Raw genomic sequence first — 18742 nt, 5'->3', positions numbered from 1 at the left:
GTTACACTGCGTCCTCCAGTTCGAGTCGCGGCGCGATGCCCAGCGCCTTCATCTCGTCGAGCAGCAGCTTGAACGCGTAGGACATCTCTATCTCGTGGACGTCGGTCTCCTCGTCGCAGTTCGGGCAGTAGACGCGGTTCTGGTCGACGTTCTCGACCGCGCTCATCCCGCAGTTGGCACAGACGTATATCCACTCGCGGTCCGACTCGTCGAGCAGGCGCTCCTTGAGCGTGAGCGCCGAGCCGTGGGCGATGAGCACCATGCGCTCCATCTCGCCGACGCGCAGGCCGCCCTCGCGGGCCCGCCCCTCGGTGGGCTGACGAGTGAGGACTTGCACGGGACCGCGCGACCGGGCGTGGAGCTTGTTCGACACCATGTGGTAGAGCTTCTGGTAGAAGATGGTGCCGACGAATATCTCGGCCTCGATCTTCTCGCCGGTCACGCCCGAGTACATTATCTCCTTGCCCGAGGACTTGAAGCCGTGGTCCTCCAGCGCGCCACGGAGTTCGCCCTCGTCCTCGCCGGTGAACGGCGTGCCGTCGACGCGTCGACCTTCGAGCGCGCCGACCTTCCCGCCGATCATCTCCAGCACGTGGCCGACCGTCATCCGCGAGGGCAGCGCGTGCGGGTTGAGGATGAGGTCGGGCACCACGCCCTCCTCCGTGAACGGCATGTCCTCCTGGGGCGCGATGTGGCCGACGACGCCCTTCTGGCCGTGCCGGGAGGCGAACTTGTCGCCCATCTCGGGGATGCGCTCGTCGCGCACCGACACCTTCGAGAGCTTCGAGCCGTCCTCGCCCTCCATCAGGGTCACGGTGTCGACGACGCCGGACTCGCCCGAGCGCATCGTCACCGAGGTCTCGCGGCGCTTCTGGGGCGAGAGGCCGCCCATGTCGTCGGGCTCCTCGAGGAACCGGGGCGGGCTGGTCTTGCCCAGCAGCACCGAACTCTCGTCGACCCGCGTCTCGGGGTTGACGAGGCCGTCCTCGTCGAGGTGGGTGTAGGCGTCCTCGCCGCGCGCGCCCCGAACGTCGTCGCTCGGAATCTCGAAGCGGTCCTCCTGACCGCCCGGATACCGACGCTCCTCGCCCTCGTAGGTCCGGAAGAAGTGCGACCGGGCGAGCGCGCGGTCGACCGAGCCGCCGTTCATCACCAGCGCGTCCTCGATGTTGAACCCCTCGTAGGACATGACGGCGACCGTGAAGTTCTGGGCGGCCGGCCGGTCGTCGTAGCCGATCTGCTCGGTGGTCTGTGTCTTGACCATCGAGAGCTGGGGGTAGTGCAGGAGGTGCTGGCGGGTGTCGGGCCGGATGCGATAGTTGGCCGCCGGCAGCCCGAGCGACTGCTTCATCATCCCCGCACCCATCGTAATCCGGGGCGAAGCGTTGTGCTCGGGGTACGGAATCATCCCCGCGCCGATGCCGAAGATGAGCTGCGGGTCGACCTCGAGGTGGGTGTGGTCGTCGGTCACGTCACCCTCCTCGACCGCGACGTAGACGTCCTCTTCCTCCTCGGCGTCGATGAACTCGACCTTGCCGCGTTCGACGAGGTCCTCGAAGTCGAGGTCGCCGTTCTTGAGCGCCTCGACCTCCTCGTCGGTGATGAGGGGTTCGCCGTCCTCGACCACGAGCAGGGGCCGGCGGGCCCGGCCCGCGTCGGCGTTGATGATGACCTCGCGGGTGCGGTCTTTGACCGAGACGTTGACCATCTCCGACACGTCGCCGCGCCGCCGGGCGTGGCGAACCTGGTCTGCGAGCTGTTCCGGGTCGGGGTGGGTCCCGACCAGACTGCCGTTCACGTACACTTTGGCTTCTCGTCCCTGACTCATGTTAGTCGTCCGCGCTTGCCGCCGAATCGACGCCTTCGATGCCGGGGATGCCCTCGACACCCATCGACGCCAGTTCTCGTTTCAGGCCCTGTTCGTTCTCGACGTCCTGGGACAGCTCCATCGCCTGCGCGAAGTTCTTCACCAGCCCACAGTTCGGTCCCTCCGGCGTCTCGGAGGGGCAGATGCGACCCCACTGGGTCGCGTGGAGGTCCCGCGCCTCGAAGTGGGGCTGGCTCCGCGAGAGCGGCGACCGCAGCCGCCGGAGGTGGCTCAGGACGCCCATGAAGTCGGTGCGGTCGACCAGTTGGGAGACGCCCGACCGGCCGCCGACCCAGTTGCCCGTCGCGATGGGGTGTTCGAGCCGCTCGGTCAGCACGTCCGACCGGACCACGGTGTTGACCGACAGCTGCCGGTTACGCATGTTGGCGCGCTCGAGCTGGTACTTCACGTCCCGGGCCAGCTTGTTGAGCGCGGTCCGGAACAGGTCGGTCATCAGGTCGCCGCTGACCTTCAGTCGCTTGTTGGCGTAGTGGTCCTTGTCGTCGGACTCGCGCCGGTCGAGCGCGAGCTCGAAACACGCCTCGGCCATCCGACAGAGGTAGTACGCCTTGTTGATGCGGACGTCCTCCTCGTCGACGCCCTCCTCGTGGAGGTGCGGAAGCAGGTAGCGGTCGATGACGTAGTTGGCGCGCTTGAGCTGGTAGTTCTTGCCCTGCCCGGAGGCGACGCGCTTGCCCAGCGACTCGATGGCCTCCTCCTCGGTCTGGACGTCGGCGGCCTCCAGATTTTCGAGCATGAACTTCACGATCTCGGGGTCGTCGCTCACGCGGTGGACGATCTCCTCGTCGGATTCCAGCCCGAGCGCGCGCACGAGCGTCACGAAATTCACGCTGCCAGAGACCGAGGGGAACGACACTTCGAGCAGGCCGTCGCGGGTGCGCTCGACCAGCACGAGCGCACGATACCCGCGGCGCTGGCTGAACGTCTTGGCGACCTGAATCTCGTCGCCGTACTTGCTGTCGTACTCCGCGAGAATCTTGTTGGGCGCGAGGTCCTCGCTGGTCATCAGCACCCGCTCGGAGCCGTTGACGATGAAGTAGCCGCCGGGGTCGGCGGGGTCCTCGCCGATTTCGACCAGTTCCTCGTCGGAGAAGCCCGCGATGTTGCACTTCTCGGAACCGACCATGATGGGCATCCGACCCACCTTGGTCTCGGTGGCGTCGACGACGCGCTCGTCGTCGCCTTCGCCCTTCACGATGGACATCTCCATGAACACCGGCGCGGCGTAGGTGATGTTGCGGAGGCGGGCCTCCTGGGGATAGAGCAGCTCCTCGCTGCCGTCGGCCTCGCGCACGCGCGGCGTCACGATACGTACGTCGCCGAGTTCGACGTGAACCGGCTCCTCGTCCTCCTTGTCGCCGATGTCGGTATCGATGGTCTCTTTCTCGTCGACGACCTCCTGCATGCCGCGACCCAGGAAGGCGTTGAACGAGCGGTAGTGGTGCTCTGCGAGACGTTCCTTTCCGAAGTACTCCTTGGAGATGGCGCGTCTGTCTTGTCGGTCCATTGTTACTCTACCACCAGTCGGTACACGGTCGCGGTGTCGGCGGTTCGCGAGTCGCGCACGATCTCGATTACGTCCCCGACCTCCGCGTCGTCGGGCAGCGCGGGGTCGGTGCGTTTGATTTTGGGTAAGTCGGTCGGGTCGATGCCGTACTCCTCCATGACGTCGTCCAGCTCGTCGTCGTCGACGACGCTGTGGTCCGGAACCAGGTCGTGTTGGCTTACATCTACCATGTGTGGCGGTGGGTTGTCTGCGCAGTGGGAGAAATGGCTATCACGAGATACTACAGGGCTATACAGGGCGAGCTCATTTAACACTTGCTAAGTGTGGTGGAGACCGCTAGCTGTTCGACCGCCCGCGCCGAACCCCGCGACGCGGGCGTCGCCCGCGCCGGAACCGCCGATTGCGCGAAGTACCAACGTGGGTATCCACGACATCGGGGCATAAATCGTTTGTGCCGAGTGCGCGCTCGGCCGCGCCGCCCGCCGGTCGTCGTCCTGCGGTATCGGCACCCACACGGGCATCGTTTGGAAAGCCTTAAGTCTGCAAGCCAGCAAGGAGATAATGCGTCGAAAGCCCGGGTGGTGTAGTGGCCCATCATACGACCCTGTCACGGTCGTGACGCGGGTTCAAATCCCGCCTCGGGCGCTTTCCTGCGAATTAATTCGGCAGTGGCCCGTCCCTTCACGTCGTCGAACGAGAGTACCCACGATATTCCGCACAATATAGCCATCCTGGCTAATTTTATAAGCGATAGCGCGGGAAATACAACCGTGAGTGCGACCGTCAACTCGAAAGACACAGGTGACGAGAGCGAAGTAGCAATACTGCAAGCGTTGATATCCGCAGGATACAGCGTCTCTATACCATTCGGCGACAACGACAAGTACGACCTCGTCGTCGACGACGGAGAGTCGTTCCAACGCGTCCAGTGCAAAACGGGATGGCTCGAAGACGAGTGCGTCCGCTTCAAGACGTGTAGCAAAACGACCGCGAACGGTGAAGTGGTTCGTGTGGACTACGAAGACGAGATAGAGGCGTTCGCCGTGAGATGCAAGGACACGGGAAAGGTGTATTGGGTCCCGGAGGAAGAGGCCGGGCAAAAGAACACGTATCTCCGGGTCGTCGATCCGAAGATCGACCATCCGAGCGTCAACCTCGCTACGGAGTACGAGTTCGACGGCGAGATACCCTAACTCGCCCGTCATATCCAACCCCAATCAGGTAGGCCCCACGTCGTTCGGGCGAGTCGCTCGGTGGCGGCGTCGGGCCGTCCGGCCCGCCGTTACCCCAAGGGCAAACGTTTTGAGACCCCCACGAGACGCGTAAAGGTGATGGCTACAGGTCGCGGAACTGAACCGACCCTCGTCGCGTGGGGGCTCGCAGGGATACCGATACTCGCCACGCTCGTCCAGACGACGCTGGCGATGCTGGAGACGACGCTCGGGATGGCCGGGCTACAGGCGGTCCAGAGCGCGATTCGGTCGGTCGCGGTGTTCGACGAGGCCGCCGTGTTGATGTGGCAGAGCCCGGCGCTGGTGTTCGGGCTGTTCGTGCTCATCGCGGGCGCGTGGGTCGCGCAGGGCGTCGCGCAGTTCGGTCGGAGCAATCGCGACGTGACGTTCGCGGCAGCGGGGCTCGTGTCCGTGCTGTTTTTCGCACTGTACCTCGGCGTCTACGCACCGCTGTTCGGGTCCGACGTACCCACGATACAGGTCGTTGCGTTCTTCGCGGTCCCCGTACTGGCCTCCGGCGCGGCCATCGGGGCCGCGCTCGGCCACGACTGGGAGGAGACCGTGGTCGAGGCGAAGTCGGCCGAGCTCGCGGAGCTGGCGTCGGAACTCGACCGGAAGCGCGAGACGTTCGAGGAGGCCTACCGCCGGCGAATCGGTGACCTCGGGGCGCTCGAGGAGCTCGCGCCCAACGGCGTCGAGCAGGCCCGCCGGCGACGCCGGGAGTTCCTCGACGAGTGCGAGGATCTCGCGGCCGACCTCGACGCCACGGACCGGAACGCCGCCGACCAACTCAGGGCCGAGGCCGCCTCGCTCCGGAGCCGGGTCGAGGAGCTCGACCCCGAAGGCGAGGTCGAGCGCATCGACGACGAACTCCGCGAACGAGTCGCCTCGGGCGTCCGGACCACCTACGGCACGGTCCAGTCGTGGTCGCGGTACGACCGGTCGTACGAACTCGTCAACCTGCCCGCGCGCTTCCGCGAGGTCGAGGGCGAGGCGTTCGACTCGCCGGTCCACGTCGACCGTGTCTCGGACGTGTTGCTCGACCGAATCGAGCGCGGCGAGGACCTCGAAACCGTCGCGTCGGCCGTCGAAGACGTCGAGGACCACCTCTCGAAGCTGAACGAACACGTCGCCGAGCGCGAGGCGTCGTTCGCCGAGACCGCCCAGGCCGCCGAATCCGACGTCGAGACCGTCCGGGCCAAGGTCGACCGCTTCGAGGGCCGGGTGGCCGCCCGGCTCGAGGAGCTGGTCGTGGAGGGCCGACACGGCGGGACCCCCGGCCTCCGCGACGTGGAGGACCGGCTCGACGCCGGTCGCGACGCGCTCCACGACTGCCGGTTCGACGAGGCCGAGCGCGAGGCCGAGGCGGCCGCGGACGACGCGGGCGACCTGGTCGTGGTCGTGGAGTTCCTCTGGAGCGTCGTCGGTACCGTCGACCACGGCGGCGACCGCGTCTCGCTTCCGGCGGGCGTCGAGCCCGCGGTGGTCGAGGAGCTCCGCGCGGCGTTCGAGGACGAGTACGGCGCGACGCTCCGAGTGGAGGGCGACGCGGTGCGCATCGAGTACCCCGCGGGCGACGCCGGCTCGGGCGGCGTCGGCGCGGCAGCCGACGCGGGACGGGAGGCGAACGCAGGGCCGAGCGCGGGTGTAGCACGCGACGCCGGGCAAGCCGCTCGCGGCGCGACGGCCGACGACCGGGCCGACGGGAGCGACGACCGGGCCACGTCGGCCCGGCCCGAGGAAATCATCGACTCGGTGCTGTTCGTGTTGCGGGAGCTCAAGAACGCCGGGCGCGCGACCGACGACGACCGGGCGGAGCTCCAGACCGCCGACCTCCCCGAGAGCGTGGCGACTCCCGCCGTGTTGGCCCAGTTCGAGCGATTCGGCCAGCGACAGACCGACGTGGTCGAGTCGCTGGACGTCCAGGACGACGCCCCGCCGGGGTTCGTGGAGCTCGTCCCGAAGGACGGGACCTCGGTCGAGCGGGCGATAGACGCGCTCCACGAGCGCTATCAGGAGCAGTACGGATGAGGCGACGCGCCTCGCTGCCGACGGGTGCGGACGACGGAGCCGACGAGAGTTCGAGCGACTGACGACCGAACACATCACCATGACCAAGTGTAGAATCTGTTTCGAGACGGAGACGGAATGGGCGGAGGACAGCCTCGACGAACACCTGCTCGGCTCGCACGCCGACGACGAGACGTCGGTCCGGGCGGTGTACAGCGACCGCCACGAGCGACTGTTCGAGGGCGGCGAGCCGGCCGACCTCGGCGACGACGGGTCGGACGACGCGCCCGACGCCAGAGCGGGCCCCGGCCCGCTGAGCGACTCGGGCGCATCCGACGCCGGCCGAACGGGAGCAGCGGGCGGCGTCGATGCCGACGACGGGAGTTCGACCGACGCCGACCTGCTCGACGACACCTACGGCAAGAAGTGGTTCATGGTCGGCGTCGGGGGAGCCGGCAACAACATCATGGACGCCATCCTGCTGCGCAAGAACACGCTGGAGCGCAACAACGAGGACCGCTCGCTGGTGTGGCGCGGCGGGCTGGCGGGCTACGGCATGCTCAACACCAACATCGCCGAGCTCGAACAGACCTACTACGCGCAGGAGCTCAACGAGTACAGCCGGCTCGAACTCCTGTCGAACGCCATCATCGGCCAGGGGAAACACGACTACTCGGGGATGGGCCGGCGGTGGGACAACGGCGAGAAGGTGCTCCGGGCCGACTTCGAGGACGGCAACCCGTTCCGCGACCGGTGGGACATGGACCCGTCGGACATCCGGGACGCCCAGGCGCTCATGTTCGTTCACAGCGTCACCAAGGGGACCGGCTGCGGGTCGACGCCGGCGCTGGCCGAGCACGTCCGCGAGGAGGTGCTGTCGGACGACTACGTCATCGGCAAGGCGCTGTTGAGTTCGGTCGTCATCCCGTCGGCCGAGGACAAGTTCGGCGGTCGGGCCCGGACCAACGGCGCGGTCGGGCTCGCCCGGATGTCCCAGGCCGCCGACGCAATCATCCCGTTCAACAACGAGCGGTTGCAGGACGTACAGGGCGACATCAAGCCCCGCATCGAGGGCATCGAGCAGTACAACCCGCCCCAGTACACCGAACTCAACAAGCCGCTCGTCGCGTTCCTCGAAGCGTTCACCATGTCCTCGACGCCCCAGATAGTCGACCAGAACGCCACCATGTCGATTCAGGGCGACGTGTTCGACGTCTCGGACAGCTTCCGGCCGGTCGAGGACAAGTACCCCATCGACATGGACCGCGAGTACACGCCGGCGGTCATCCTCGCGCCCGTACTGGGCCGGTCGCGGGACGCCCGGCTGGACAAGTCCGGCCTGGAGATTCTGGTCCGGAACGCGCTGTTCCACAACAAGCTGTCGGACTTCGACCCGACGACGGCGTGGGGCGGGACGTTCATCGTCTACGGCCCCGAGGAGAAGATGGAGCACGTCTCGCCGTACGTCAACGACAACACGCTGCTGGAGATCATCGGCGGCGAGGAGTTCCTCAACGTCGACGACGTCAGCGGCGCGGAGTCCATCGACATCCACATCAGCCAGATGGTCATCCCGTACCTCGACGACGTCTACCTCTGGGGCACGCTGTGGAACCCCAAGATGCCGTCGCTGGAGGCGATGTACGAGCACGCCAAACAGCTCAAGGAGGAGGGCAACAGCAGGCAGGCCGAGAGCCTCCGGGACATCTGGCACCTCGTCGACCCGCTGTTCTCGTGTCTCGGCCGGGAGAACATGGCGTAGACCGATGCTCGAACTCGCTCTCCCCGGCCCGGCGGCGCTCGGGGCGCTCTCCACGCTGGCGGGCGTCGGCGTCCTCGGCCTGTTCGGCGGCTCGGACGACGACGAGGACGAGCTGGACCGCATCGCCCAGCGGCTCGACGCCCGCGCTGACCCGGCCGCGATAGCCCGGAAGCTCGACGACCTCAAGGCCGCGCTCGACGACCTCGCGGCCGACGCCGACCTCGACCGCCACCTCCGGAGCCCGCCCGAGCCCGACGCGTCGAGCGTCGAGAAGGCCGAGGCGCTCTCCCGGGCGGTCGAGCGCGGACAGCTCTCGATGGGTCCCGGCAGCGCGGGCGACGGCGGCGGGACGGTCGCGAGCGCGGCGACCCGGCTCCAGCGCGAGCGCTCGCCGTCCTCGCCGGCGGGTCGCCAGCTCCTCGATGCGCTGGCCGCGCCCGAGCGAACCGACGCCGACGACCTCGAAGCCGCGCTGGCCGACGCGACCGAGGCGCTGGACGACCGACAGGCGCTCGAACGCGGGCTGCAGCCGGTGTCGGGAGCGGGCGACGTGACGCCGAACGACGCCCGGCGGGTCCGCGACGAGCTCGCCCACCTCGACGCCGAGGTGGCCGCCGACGTCGTCGCGCTGGCCGAGGCGGCCGAGACGGGCCACTCGACGGCCGAGCGTCGCGAGAGCGAGCGCGACCGGCTGGTCGAGGCGGCCGACTCGCTCACCGCGGCCGCGAGCGACGCGGTCGACCCGGACGTGAGCCCGGACAGCGGCCGGCCGCCCGCCGAGCGGCTCGGCGTGCTGGCCGACGCGGTCGACCGCGACGAACTCGGGTTCACCGACGGCGAGTCGTCGGGCGGGCAGGCCGCGTCGGTCGCCACCGAGGTCCGCCGGGAGGCCCGCCCCGAGAGCCCGGTCGCCAAGCGACTGCTCGACCGGCTCTCCCAGCCCGGCATGGGCGACCTCCGGGCGGCGCTCGAAACGGCGGTCGACCACCTCGACACCGCGCCCACGACCGAGGACATCGTGGACGACGTCGACCCGGAGGCCGTCCGGGAGCTCGCGGACGACGTGGAGTCGGACCTCGCCGCGGCGTCGGGGCCGGTCGCCGACGCGCTCGACGAGCGAATCGAGGACCTTCGGGGGACGCTCGACCGCGCCAGCGAATCGAACGTCGTGTTCCCGTACGCGGTTCGCGAGGAGTTGGAATTCTACGACCGGACGCTGGTGTCCCGTCTCGACGAGGGCGCGGCGGGCGCGCCGAGCGCGACCAGTACAGGGACGGGCTCCGGACCGGCCGACGCCGACGCGGTGGCGGACCGCCGGACCGAGTTCGAGGACCGGTACGTGGACGGCCGCCACGACCACAACCACACGATTCCGCTGCACTTCCTCTCGCTGGTCGACGACCTGCTGGCCGACGCCGAGCGGGCCGCGGACGGCGGCGAGGACTCGCGGGCGACCGGGCTCGTCGAGGCTGCCGACGAAACGCTCGACTACGTGGAACAACTCTACGAGCGGACCGAGTACAGCGTGATGCTCCGACAGCTCCGGGGCTGAATTACTTTTTTACTGTCCTGAGGAGTGAGAATTTGTTCTTTCGTTAGGTATATGTGTCCGCTTTGTGGATAAATGACCGACGTACCGACATGGTATACGTATTTGCTGGCACGGGGCAGGCGGGAAGCGCAATCGTGGACGACGTGTTCGGCCACCGACGCGTCTCGACGCCCGCCTCGCCGCTGGTGTTCAATTCGACCATCCGGGACCTCCGTAACCTCTCGAACGTCGACGAAGCCAACCAGTACGGCATCGCCGAGCGCCACGGGCTCGTCGAGCGGGGTACGCCGGGGTTCGAGGAGCAGGTGACCGGCGGCTTCGGTCGCAATCCGGTGCAGGCCGACGAGGTGATGTCGAACAACCGCGAGGAACTGCTCGACACCCTCTCGACCCACTTCGACGAACCCGACGGGACGCCGGGAGACATCCCGTTCGCGTTCGTCTGCCTCGGGCTCGGCGGCGGGACCGGATGTGGTATCGCTCCCCACGTCGCGGACGCTATCAAGACGTACACGGACGGCGTGGCGCAGATAATCGCGGTCGCGGTGCTTCCCAACACGAAGGGGCCGGTGTCCGAAGACGACGAGAAGATAAGCGCCGGTCGACAGGCGTGGAACACCGTCTACGGCCTCGACCGACTGGAGGAGTCGGTCGACGGCATCGTCCTCGTGGACAACCAGCGGCTGGCCTACGAGGACGCCGCGGAGGGGCGGTTCTCCGAGTACAACGAGTACGTGGCCTCGGGGCTGGTCGACCTCATCTCGGGGTCGACGCTCGAACGCATCGACCCCGGCGAGTACGACGACGTGGACCCGCCGGTGGTCGACCTCCAGGACGTGGTGACGTCGCTGTCGTTCGACACGCGGGGGACCAACTCCCGGCCGGGCTACGCCACCATCGGCCGCTCGGTGTCGATGACCCAGTCGCTTCTGGGCTACCTGCTGCCGTTCGTCGGGAGCCAGAACGTCGACAGCAGCGCGCTCTCGCGGCTGGCCGCGAGCAAGCAGACGCTCTCGGGCGTCTCGCCCGAGGAGGCCGAGAAAGCCATCGGGCTGGTCCGCGCGCCGGTCGAGTACATCTCCGGCGGGGGCCGGCGCATCGAGACCTCGACCATGCGCCGGTTCCTCGAAGCCCAGTGTCCCGAGGTCAACCTCGGCGTCGCGCTCACCCGCCGGAACCTCGCGTCGTTCACGTCGCTGTTCACCTACCGGCGCGAGAACGTCGACCGCATCACCGAGATAGAACAGCGCGCAGACGAGTACGAGGCCGAGAGCGAGGTCGGGCAGACGATATGACGTGGAAGAAATCGCTCATAGGCCTTGTGGCCGTCCTGGCGGTCGTGGGCGCGCTCGTTGCCGGCCCGGCGGTCGGGGCGGACGGCCCCGCGGTGTCCGAACTTCAGGACCGCATCGACCAACAGACCGACGCGACCGACAGCGCGCTGACGCTGGCGACCGACCCGTGGACGCCCCGGATCGCGGGCCTCGGCGCGGGGCTGGCGGTCGGGCTGCTGGCGGGCGGCGTCGCGGCGTACGTCGGCCGAGGAGGTGACGGATGAGCCGACGACTCCTCGTCGGGCTGTTCGTGGCCGCGCTGCTCGTCGGACCCGCGCTGGCGGTCCAGCCGGCGAGCGCCGCCAGCTACCCCGACGCGGAGACCGTCTGTGGACTGGGCGGCGACGGCGAGCGACTGGTCGGCTACCTCCCCGGCGCGTCCGGCTCGGACGACGCCCGGACGCTGACCGACGAGCAACGGGTCTACCGGGGCACGACCTTCCGGCTGGCGCTGTGCAAGGGCAGCGACCTCGCGCCGACCCAGGGGTCCGAGTGGACGGTCGACGCCTCCTCGGAGCCCGGCCTCGAAGCGCTCGGGTCGGCCGACGCCCACGTGACGGTCCGGGTGACCGACGAGGCCGAGGGCACCGTGGACGTGCTCGACCTCGTCGGCGAGAAAGAAAGCATCGACGCGCCGGTGGTCGCGGTCCAGACCGCCCCGGCGGTCGAGTCCGAACTCGCGAACGCGACGATTCGGTTCGAGAACGCCAGCGCGGCCGACGAGTACGAGGCCGCCGAGCGGGAGTACCTCGCGGCGCTCGACGACCTCGCGAACGCGACCGAGCGCCTCAATCGGTCGGCCGACGCGCTCGATGCGGGCGAGGTCGACGACGTCAACGGGACCGACGAGAACGTGACGGCCGTCCTCGACGGTCGGGCCGCGCTCGCCGACGCGAGCGCCGCGCTCGAGAACCGAACGTTCGAGACGGCGTTCCGGGCCAGCGGCCGGACGAACGCGCTGGCCGCGCTCTCGACCGCGCAGGACGACGAGCAGGCGGCCCGGGCCGACGCGCGGGCGTCGATGGAGCGGTACCACGCCGCGCTCGAAACCGCAGCAGGCGACGCCCGGTCGACCGCGCTACTCAACCTCGGTGGCGCGCTGCTGGTCGGCCTGCTGGTGGGCGCGGTGCCCGGCTGGAAGCTGACCGCGAGCCAGCTCGAGGACATCCGGCGCGACCGCGAGGTCAACTCCAGGGTCGACTACTCGCCGCGCGTGCTCGCGCGAGCGGTCGGCCTCGCGGCGGTCGCGCTCGTGCTGACGGTCGGGGCGCTGTTCGCGGTCGGCGACCCCGGCGCACTGGGAGGGATACTATGAAGCGAGAACACAGAGCGGCACTCGGAATCGGGGGTATCGTACTCGTGGCAGCGGTTATCGGGACCGGCCTGTTCCTGTTCACGAGTTCCGAACTCGGCGTCGGCTTCATCGTGGTCGGCATCCCGGCGCTGCTGGTCGTCGGCGTCGGCGTGTACGTCCGGAGCGTCGTCTCCCGGCCGGGGACGAGCGAGTCCGACTACGCCAAACAGCAGGCGACCGACACGGCGACCGCGCTCCGGGAGTTCCACGAGCGGTTCGACGGCCTCCGGGCCCAGTACCCGGCGTGGAACACCGACGACGTGGAGTCGAACGTCGAGCGCATCGCCGACGACCTCGGCTCGCAGGGCGTCGACTTCGACGCCGACACCGGCAGCTACTCGACCAAGCGACTCGGGTCGTCGGACATCCAGGACCTCGAGCGGATTCGCTCGGAGATAGACGACCTCGACGACGTGCTGGTCGAGTCGTTCGAGACGTTCGTGCGCGACGAGCTCCGACGGACCCGCGAGCAGCTCGACCGGCTCGCGGACGCCGACCTCGCGACCGTCGGGACGTGGCAGGGCCAGAGCGCGGCCGACGACGCCCGCGGCGTCGAGGCGCTCGAAGACGTGCTGGAGCGCCACCGCTCGGACGCGGCCGACGTCGTCGCGTCGGCCCGCGACGAGGTGGAGGTGCTGCTGTCGGACGTGGACGCGCCGGTCGACGACGACCGCGTGTCCGACCTGCTCGACGACGCCGAGTCCCGCGCCGGCAACGACGACTACGCCGGCGCGGTCGACGCGGTGCTCGACGCGCAGGCCGCGCTCGAAGGCGACCTGTCGAGCCGGTTCGAGGCCGACCGCGAGGCGGTCGAGAACCTGCTGGAGGCCGTCCGGTCGTCGGTGGTCGCCGAGTACGTCGCCAACCGCCACGTCGAGCGCGTCGAGGAGGTCGACGCCGCGATGGCGCGGCTCGACTCGGCGCTGGACGTGAGCGACCTCCGGCACCACCGCGAGGACCTTCAGGAGGCGTGCGTCGAGATGGTCGAGCAGATGGAAGACGACCTCGAGGCCGACCTGTCGGCGCTGGGGCAGGCCGACGTGCCCGCCGACTACTACGACTGGCCGTCGGCCGCCGACGAGGAGTACGCGGCCCGGCTCCGGCGGGCCGACGACCTCGACGAGTTCCGGCTGACCTGGACCGGCGCGGTCGGGGACCTGTCGGGCGCGCTCGACGACCTGGACGAGAAGGCGTCGGTCGCGCGGTCGTACGGCGACATCGAGGACGTCATCGACGACGAGTTGCGCGCCACCGCCGAGGTGACCGCGGACGACCTGCCGGTCAAGGAGGCCGGCGCGTTCATGGAGCTGTACGCCCGGAGCAACCCCGAGGCCACCTACGACCCCGACGGCCCGGCGCTGGTGGTCGCGGGCGAGGGCGAGTCCTACGACGTGACGGTGTTCGCCCAGTTCGACGAGGGCGGCCCCAAGCGCGGCGTCGCCATCGAAATCGAGGGGACCGCGTACGGCGAGAGCGAGCACGTCCGAACCCACCTCGCCGAGGAGGTCACCTTCGCGGACGTGCCCCGCGGCGAGTACACCGTCCGGGCCGACCCGGACCCCGACGACTACCGGACGCCCGAGGAGACCGTCACCGTCGAGGACGACGCGCGGGTCGAACTCACGATGGCGCAGGTCGGGCTGCGCGAGCAGGTGTGTGCGGGCGTCGAGGACGACATCCGGGAGTACCTGCCCGAGCTCCGCGACGACCTCCGCGACCGGTACGACGCCGACGGCTACCTGTCGGCGTCGATGGACTACCCCGTCACCGACGACTACGTCCCCTGCCTGCTCGCGCTCTGGGCCGAGGAGGCGGACCTGTCGGTCACCCGGACCGACGCCGACGGTGTGGTGGCCTACGACCGGGCACAGTTGACGCAGGAAGTCGAGATGGTCGTCCAGCACAACCTCGACGACGGCGAGCGGATGTCGTACGACGACCTCAGGGACCGCTTCCTGTCGGCACCCCTCCCGGACGACGTCGTCCGGGACGCAGTGATCGAGTCCGAGTTCGCCGACGCGGTGGACGCCGACGCGGCCGGACTCACGAGGCGAGCATAACATGTCACAACAGGCAGACACCTACACGAGATGGGCGGTCGTCGCGTCGGGCGAGGGAGGCGGACGCATCGCCTCGCAGTTCTTCACCCGGTCGGACAACCCCGGCATCGACGACCGCATCCTCGTGATGAACACGAACCGCGCGGACATCAGAAACACAATCAGCCGCATGGAGTCGAACTTCGGCGAGGGCGACACGCCCGAGCGCCACGCGCTCGAGTTCGGCTCCCAGCAGGGCGCTGGCAACTTCTTCGTCACCGGCATGGAGGCCGCCCGCGAGGACCTCGACCGCATCGTCGGGAAGTTCTCGGACATGGCGGGTCACGCCGAGGCGTTCCTCCACGCGGCGACGCTGGGCGGGGGCACCGGGAACGGCTCGGTGCCGTACGTCATCGACCAGTTCAAGAGCGGCCTCGACACCGACCAGCACGAGCCGTGGATGGACAGCACCATCCACACCGCGTTCGGCGTCTGGCCCTACTACTACGAGGCACCACAGCGCCAGTTCAACGCGGTGTGTGGCCTCTCGCGACTGCTCCGGTCGCCCGACGGGAGCCAGAACGCCGACATGGTGTTGCTGGCGGCCAACTCCCACCTGAGCGACGACGAGACCTCGGGCACCGACTTCGACGAGGTCAACGAGCAGATAATCTCGGCCATCGACCTGATGATCGGCGCGGGCCGGGAGACCCGCGGCGTCATCGACGTCCAGGACTACGTGACCGTCCCCTCGCAGATCGGCGCGTACCACTTCACGCCCGCGGTCTCGACCGGGATGAACGGCCAGATGTTCGAGCTGGAGTACATGTTCGACAAGGCCGCCGAGAACGCCTTCGTCCCGATGGACGTCGGCACCTCGCGGGTCACGTACGCCATCGTCCGCGCGCCCCAGCACATGATAGACAGCGGCGAGGTGACCGAGCCCGACGTCCAGAACGCGTTCAACCAGTGGAAGCGCGAGCACGGGCTCGTGGGGGCGTCCGGCATGACCAGCCTCACGCCCAAGCAGGAGCGCGGCGAGGAGGTCGACGTCCTGTTGTTGCTGGGCGGGTTCGACCTCGACCCCCTGGTCGACCACTCGTGGGACGAGTTCGAGGAGTACAAGGACAGCCTCCAGTCCGGGCGGTCGCTTGGCAACGCCCGCCTGCCGTCGGACGAACTCCGACGCATCGAGGACAACCTGACCGAGTACATGGAAATCAACGAGGGGTAGCAATGGCGGACACGCGCGCACACCGACGCGAACGCCTCGGGGCGCTGCTGGCGGTCGGCCTGCTCGCCCTCTCGGTCGTCGCCGGCGTCGCGGGCATCGGCGCGGCGCACGGCGGCTCCGACCACGTCCAGCGCAATGGCGACGAGGTCGAGATAACGCTGGGCGACGGCCACTTCGACGGCGACGACCGCAACGTCACCGTCAAGGCCAATCCCGGCAAAACCGAGCAGTTGTCCCCGGACGGGAGCGACGGCAACGAGACCACGTACACCGTGTCGGTCGCCGACCTCGCGGTTCCGAAAAGCGATATGTCGAACGCGTCGGTCACCGTCGAACCCGACAACGGGACCGCAGTCACCGAGGGCGTCGACCTCCGGTCGCTGACGTTCGGCGGCGGCGACGCCAGCGTCTCCGGGGACACGATTCAGGTGCCCGTCCAGCGGGCGCTGGGCTACACGAACGGCAGCACGGTCGAGGCGACCCTCGCCGGGGACGGCGCGCCCGTCGCCGAGGCCACCGTCCAGTACGGTGCCACCAGCGCAGCCACCCTCTCGGTCACGCTCGACGCCGCGCAGGTCGACCTGCCGCCCTCGCAAGGCGTGGGGCTGTCGGCCGCGAACGCCAACGAAACCGACCTGGACCTCCGGGCGCTGACCGACGCTTCGACCGCGGTCGAGCGGGTCGACGACCGGACGCTGCGGGTCGCCAGCCTCCTGCTCGCCGACGGCGTCGACTACGACCTCGTGGCGACCGAGCCCGCGACCAACGCGACCTTCGCCGCCACCGCCACGGCCAGCGACGGCGCGGTGACCGTCAGCGACGAGGCGCTGGCGAGCGCGGACGAACTCGCGGTCTCGATTTACCGGAACGGGAGCGCGGTGTTCGAGGACGTGCCCTACGAGCGCGCCGACGCGGCGGTCGCGAACGCCACCGTGACCGCCAACGGGACCGCGGTCGACCTCGCCGGCTCGTCGCTGTCGACGAACGCGACGACCGTCTGGCTGGCGAACAGCAGCCGGTACGTCGACGCCTCGGTCCCGGTCGAGGACGGCACGGTGAACCTGAGTTCGACCGACTACCGGCTCAACGAGAACGCGAGCTACCGGCTCGTCGTCACCGGCGAGCAGGTCGTCCGGGCCGAGGTGGCGGGCAACGGCTCTGCCAACGATTCGAGCGTCGACTCGCTGACCTACGCGGCGGAGACCAACGAGTCGACCGGGGGCACCGACGACGAGTCCGGCGGGGGCGTCCTCGACCAGGACCCGGTCGTCCTCGTCGGCGCGGGCGTCGCCGCGAGCGTCGTGTTCGGCGGCATCGCGTTCGTCGTCCTCCGGTCCAGAAGCGAGCCGTCCACGCCGTCGGGACAGCAAGGCAACACCGGAACCGGCGGGTCGAGTCCGCGGACCCACGACGCGACGATTCGGGTCGAGGACGCCGCCACCGGCTCGACCGTCTCGGCCGAAGTTCGGGCTACCCGGAAGGCCAACAACGCGGCCTTCCAGAACAGCAGCCCACGAGGCGAGGTCACCGAGACGCTGACGAACGGCCAGGGGACGCTGACGCTGGCCCGCGGCAAGTGGAACGTCGAGGTCGCGAGCCACGGCGCGTCCGAGCAGATGCGAGTGAACGTCAAAGGCGACAGCAGACAGCGGGTCGAACTCGGCCCCAGGCAGGCGACCGTGACGGTTCGGGACGACGACGGCGACCCGCTGTCGGACGTCGCAGTGACCGCCACCCCCGACGAGGGCCGGGAGCGAAGCGGCCGGACCGACGCGGGCGGCGAGGTCACCTTCGACGTGCCGCTGGCCGCCGACGAGGTCGCGGTCGAGGCCGACCACGAGAAGTACGACGGCGACGCCGCGACCGCGTCGGTCGCCAGCGGCGACGCGTCGGCGGCGCTGACGCTCAGCCCGCTGACCGGCGACCTGGACGTGACCGCGACCGTCGAGGGGTCGCCGGTCGCCGGACTGCCGGTCGCGGTCGACCCCGTGGGCGAAGCCGTCGAGGCGCTCGGCGCGAGTCGACAAACGGGCGAGACCGACGGCGACGGCGTCGCCAGCTTCGAGGACCTGCTCGTCGGCGAGTACGAGGTCGAGGTGACGATTCCCAGCGGCGGGAACGCCTTCGTCGTCGACACCCAACGCGCTCGTATCCGCGACGGTCGAGTCGCCCGGGAGACGCTGGACGCGAGCTTCGAGTTCGGCCTGAGCCGCAACCAGCGCGACCGCATCAGCTCGGTGCGCCAGGAGGTCGACGAGCTGGTCTCGATCTCGGGCCGGGACGTCGCCATCCAGCGCTACTACGGCAGCGTCGTGACCGGCCTGCTGGAGACGGTCGAGCGGCTCCCCCGCGAGGGCCATCGGTTCGCCCGCGCGGACGCCGACCCGGACGCGGTGGCCGACGCGCTGCTCGACGCCGCCGAGTCGGCGGCCGAACTGGTGAACGAGGCGATGACGACCAAGCGCAACTCCGACCTGTTCGGGGCGTGCGTGGACATGCCCGACCACCGGGTCGAGTGGGAGGGCGGCTACGACGTCGAGACGCTGTTCGAACTGCTCGACGACGACCGCAAGAACCAGCGCCAGACGGTGCTGACCCAGCTCCGGTCGGTCGACGACCGCATCAACGACGAGCGGTCCGACCTCGCGAGCGTCTCCCCGGCCCGCGAGCTGTGGGACAGGGTGAAGTCGTTCGTCAACGAGGAGCAGGGCGACGACTCGGTTCGCGGGGCGGCGGTCGCGTTCGCGGCCGGCGGCCTGCTCGACGCGGTGGACGAGCTGTTCGACCACGACCAACTGCGGGACAGACTGGAACGGACGGTGTTCTGAAC

General features: G+C 69.2%; 13 protein-coding genes and 1 tRNA gene. 11 read left to right on the top strand and 3 right to left on the bottom strand.

Annotated elements, in window-relative coordinates:
- Position 1 precedes the first annotated feature (1 nt).
- The 3 genes from rpoB to EPL03_RS02485 are packed head-to-tail and all read right to left on the bottom strand — an operon-like array spanning position 2 to position 3625.
- Positions 2-1828, bottom strand: a complete 1827-nt coding sequence (gene rpoB / locus EPL03_RS02495) for a DNA-directed RNA polymerase subunit B (RefSeq protein WP_135827757.1) — start codon at positions 1826-1828, stop codon at positions 2-4.
- Position 1829: 1 nt separating this feature from the next.
- Positions 1830-3395, bottom strand: coding sequence for a DNA-directed RNA polymerase subunit B'' (locus EPL03_RS02490; protein ID WP_135827756.1), 1566 nt, complete (start codon positions 3393-3395; stop codon positions 1830-1832).
- Between the two features lie 2 nt (positions 3396-3397).
- The gene (locus EPL03_RS02485) at positions 3398-3625 is read right to left on the bottom strand and encodes a DNA-directed RNA polymerase subunit H (protein ID WP_135827755.1); all 228 of its coding nucleotides are present in this window, start codon (positions 3623-3625) and stop codon (positions 3398-3400) included.
- A gap of 342 nt (positions 3626-3967) precedes the next feature.
- Here EPL03_RS02485 and EPL03_RS02480 point away from each other — a divergent pair.
- From EPL03_RS02480 to EPL03_RS02430, 11 genes are all read left to right on the top strand, one after another.
- A tRNA-Asp gene (locus EPL03_RS02480) sits at positions 3968-4040 on the top strand.
- Positions 4041-4165: 125 nt separating this feature from the next.
- Entirely contained in the window at positions 4166-4588 is a 423-nt protein-coding gene (locus EPL03_RS02475) for a group I intron-associated PD-(D/E)XK endonuclease (protein ID WP_135827754.1), read from the top strand.
- 138 nt (positions 4589-4726) lie between these two features.
- Positions 4727-6658 (top strand): hypothetical protein, encoded by a 1932-nt coding sequence (locus tag EPL03_RS02470; protein WP_135827753.1) that lies wholly within the window; start codon positions 4727-4729, stop codon positions 6656-6658.
- 79 nt (positions 6659-6737) lie between these two features.
- Positions 6738-8399 carry an FtsZ/tubulin family protein gene (locus EPL03_RS02465; protein ID WP_135827752.1) on the top strand — a complete coding sequence of 554 codons (1662 nt, stop codon included), beginning with the start codon at positions 6738-6740 and terminating at the stop codon, positions 8397-8399.
- A gap of 4 nt (positions 8400-8403) precedes the next feature.
- Positions 8404-9951 carry a hypothetical protein gene (locus tag EPL03_RS20595; protein ID WP_168216164.1) on the top strand — a complete coding sequence of 516 codons (1548 nt, stop codon included), beginning with the start codon at positions 8404-8406 and terminating at the stop codon, positions 9949-9951.
- An 89-nt stretch (positions 9952-10040) separates the two neighbouring features.
- On the top strand, positions 10041-11246 hold the full coding sequence (locus EPL03_RS02455; protein ID WP_135827751.1) for an FtsZ/tubulin family protein: 1206 nt from the start codon (positions 10041-10043) through the stop codon (positions 11244-11246).
- Positions 11243-11509, top strand: a complete 267-nt coding sequence (locus EPL03_RS02450) for a sugar porter family MFS transporter (protein WP_135827750.1) — start codon at positions 11243-11245, stop codon at positions 11507-11509. The genes EPL03_RS02455 and EPL03_RS02450 overlap by 4 nt, the downstream gene beginning before the upstream one ends.
- The gene (locus tag EPL03_RS02445) at positions 11506-12600 is read left to right on the top strand and encodes a hypothetical protein (RefSeq protein ID WP_135827749.1); all 1095 of its coding nucleotides are present in this window, start codon (positions 11506-11508) and stop codon (positions 12598-12600) included. The genes EPL03_RS02450 and EPL03_RS02445 overlap by 4 nt, the downstream gene beginning before the upstream one ends.
- A 44-nt stretch (positions 12601-12644) precedes the next feature.
- Positions 12645-14699 carry a hypothetical protein gene (locus EPL03_RS02440; RefSeq protein ID WP_135827748.1) on the top strand — a complete coding sequence of 685 codons (2055 nt, stop codon included), beginning with the start codon at positions 12645-12647 and terminating at the stop codon, positions 14697-14699.
- A gap of 1 nt (position 14700) precedes the next feature.
- The gene (locus EPL03_RS02435; RefSeq protein WP_135827747.1) at positions 14701-15912 is read left to right on the top strand and encodes an FtsZ/tubulin family protein; all 1212 of its coding nucleotides are present in this window, start codon (positions 14701-14703) and stop codon (positions 15910-15912) included.
- Between the two features lie 2 nt (positions 15913-15914).
- Positions 15915-18740: a collagen binding domain-containing protein gene (locus EPL03_RS02430; RefSeq protein WP_135827746.1), complete on the top strand. Its 2826-nt coding sequence runs from the start codon at positions 15915-15917 to the stop codon at positions 18738-18740.
- Positions 18741-18742 lie beyond the last annotated feature (2 nt).

This window comes from Halorussus halobius (assembly GCF_004765805.1).
Lineage (GTDB): Archaea > Halobacteriota > Halobacteria > Halobacteriales > Haladaptataceae > Halorussus > Halorussus halobius.
Note: the sequence above shows the minus strand (reverse complement) of the source record. Positions and strands in the feature narration are given on the sequence as shown.

Coding starts and splice junctions, on each gene's coding strand:
- rpoB (WP_135827757.1), bottom strand. CDS start 1,828: ATGAGTCAGGGACGAGAAGCCAAAGTGTACGTGAACGGCAGTCTGGTC.
- EPL03_RS02490 (WP_135827756.1), bottom strand. CDS start 3,395: ATGGACCGACAAGACAGACGCGCCATCTCCAAGGAGTACTTCGGAAAG.
- EPL03_RS02485 (WP_135827755.1), bottom strand. CDS start 3,625: ATGGTAGATGTAAGCCAACACGACCTGGTTCCGGACCACAGCGTCGTC.
- EPL03_RS02470 (WP_135827753.1), top strand. CDS start 4,727: ATGGCTACAGGTCGCGGAACTGAACCGACCCTCGTCGCGTGGGGGCTC.
- EPL03_RS02465 (WP_135827752.1), top strand. CDS start 6,738: ATGACCAAGTGTAGAATCTGTTTCGAGACGGAGACGGAATGGGCGGAG.
- EPL03_RS20595 (WP_168216164.1), top strand. CDS start 8,404: ATGCTCGAACTCGCTCTCCCCGGCCCGGCGGCGCTCGGGGCGCTCTCC.
- EPL03_RS02455 (WP_135827751.1), top strand. CDS start 10,041: ATGGTATACGTATTTGCTGGCACGGGGCAGGCGGGAAGCGCAATCGTG.
- EPL03_RS02450 (WP_135827750.1), top strand. CDS start 11,243: ATGACGTGGAAGAAATCGCTCATAGGCCTTGTGGCCGTCCTGGCGGTC.
- EPL03_RS02445 (WP_135827749.1), top strand. CDS start 11,506: ATGAGCCGACGACTCCTCGTCGGGCTGTTCGTGGCCGCGCTGCTCGTC.
- EPL03_RS02435 (WP_135827747.1), top strand. CDS start 14,701: ATGTCACAACAGGCAGACACCTACACGAGATGGGCGGTCGTCGCGTCG.
- EPL03_RS02430 (WP_135827746.1), top strand. CDS start 15,915: ATGGCGGACACGCGCGCACACCGACGCGAACGCCTCGGGGCGCTGCTG.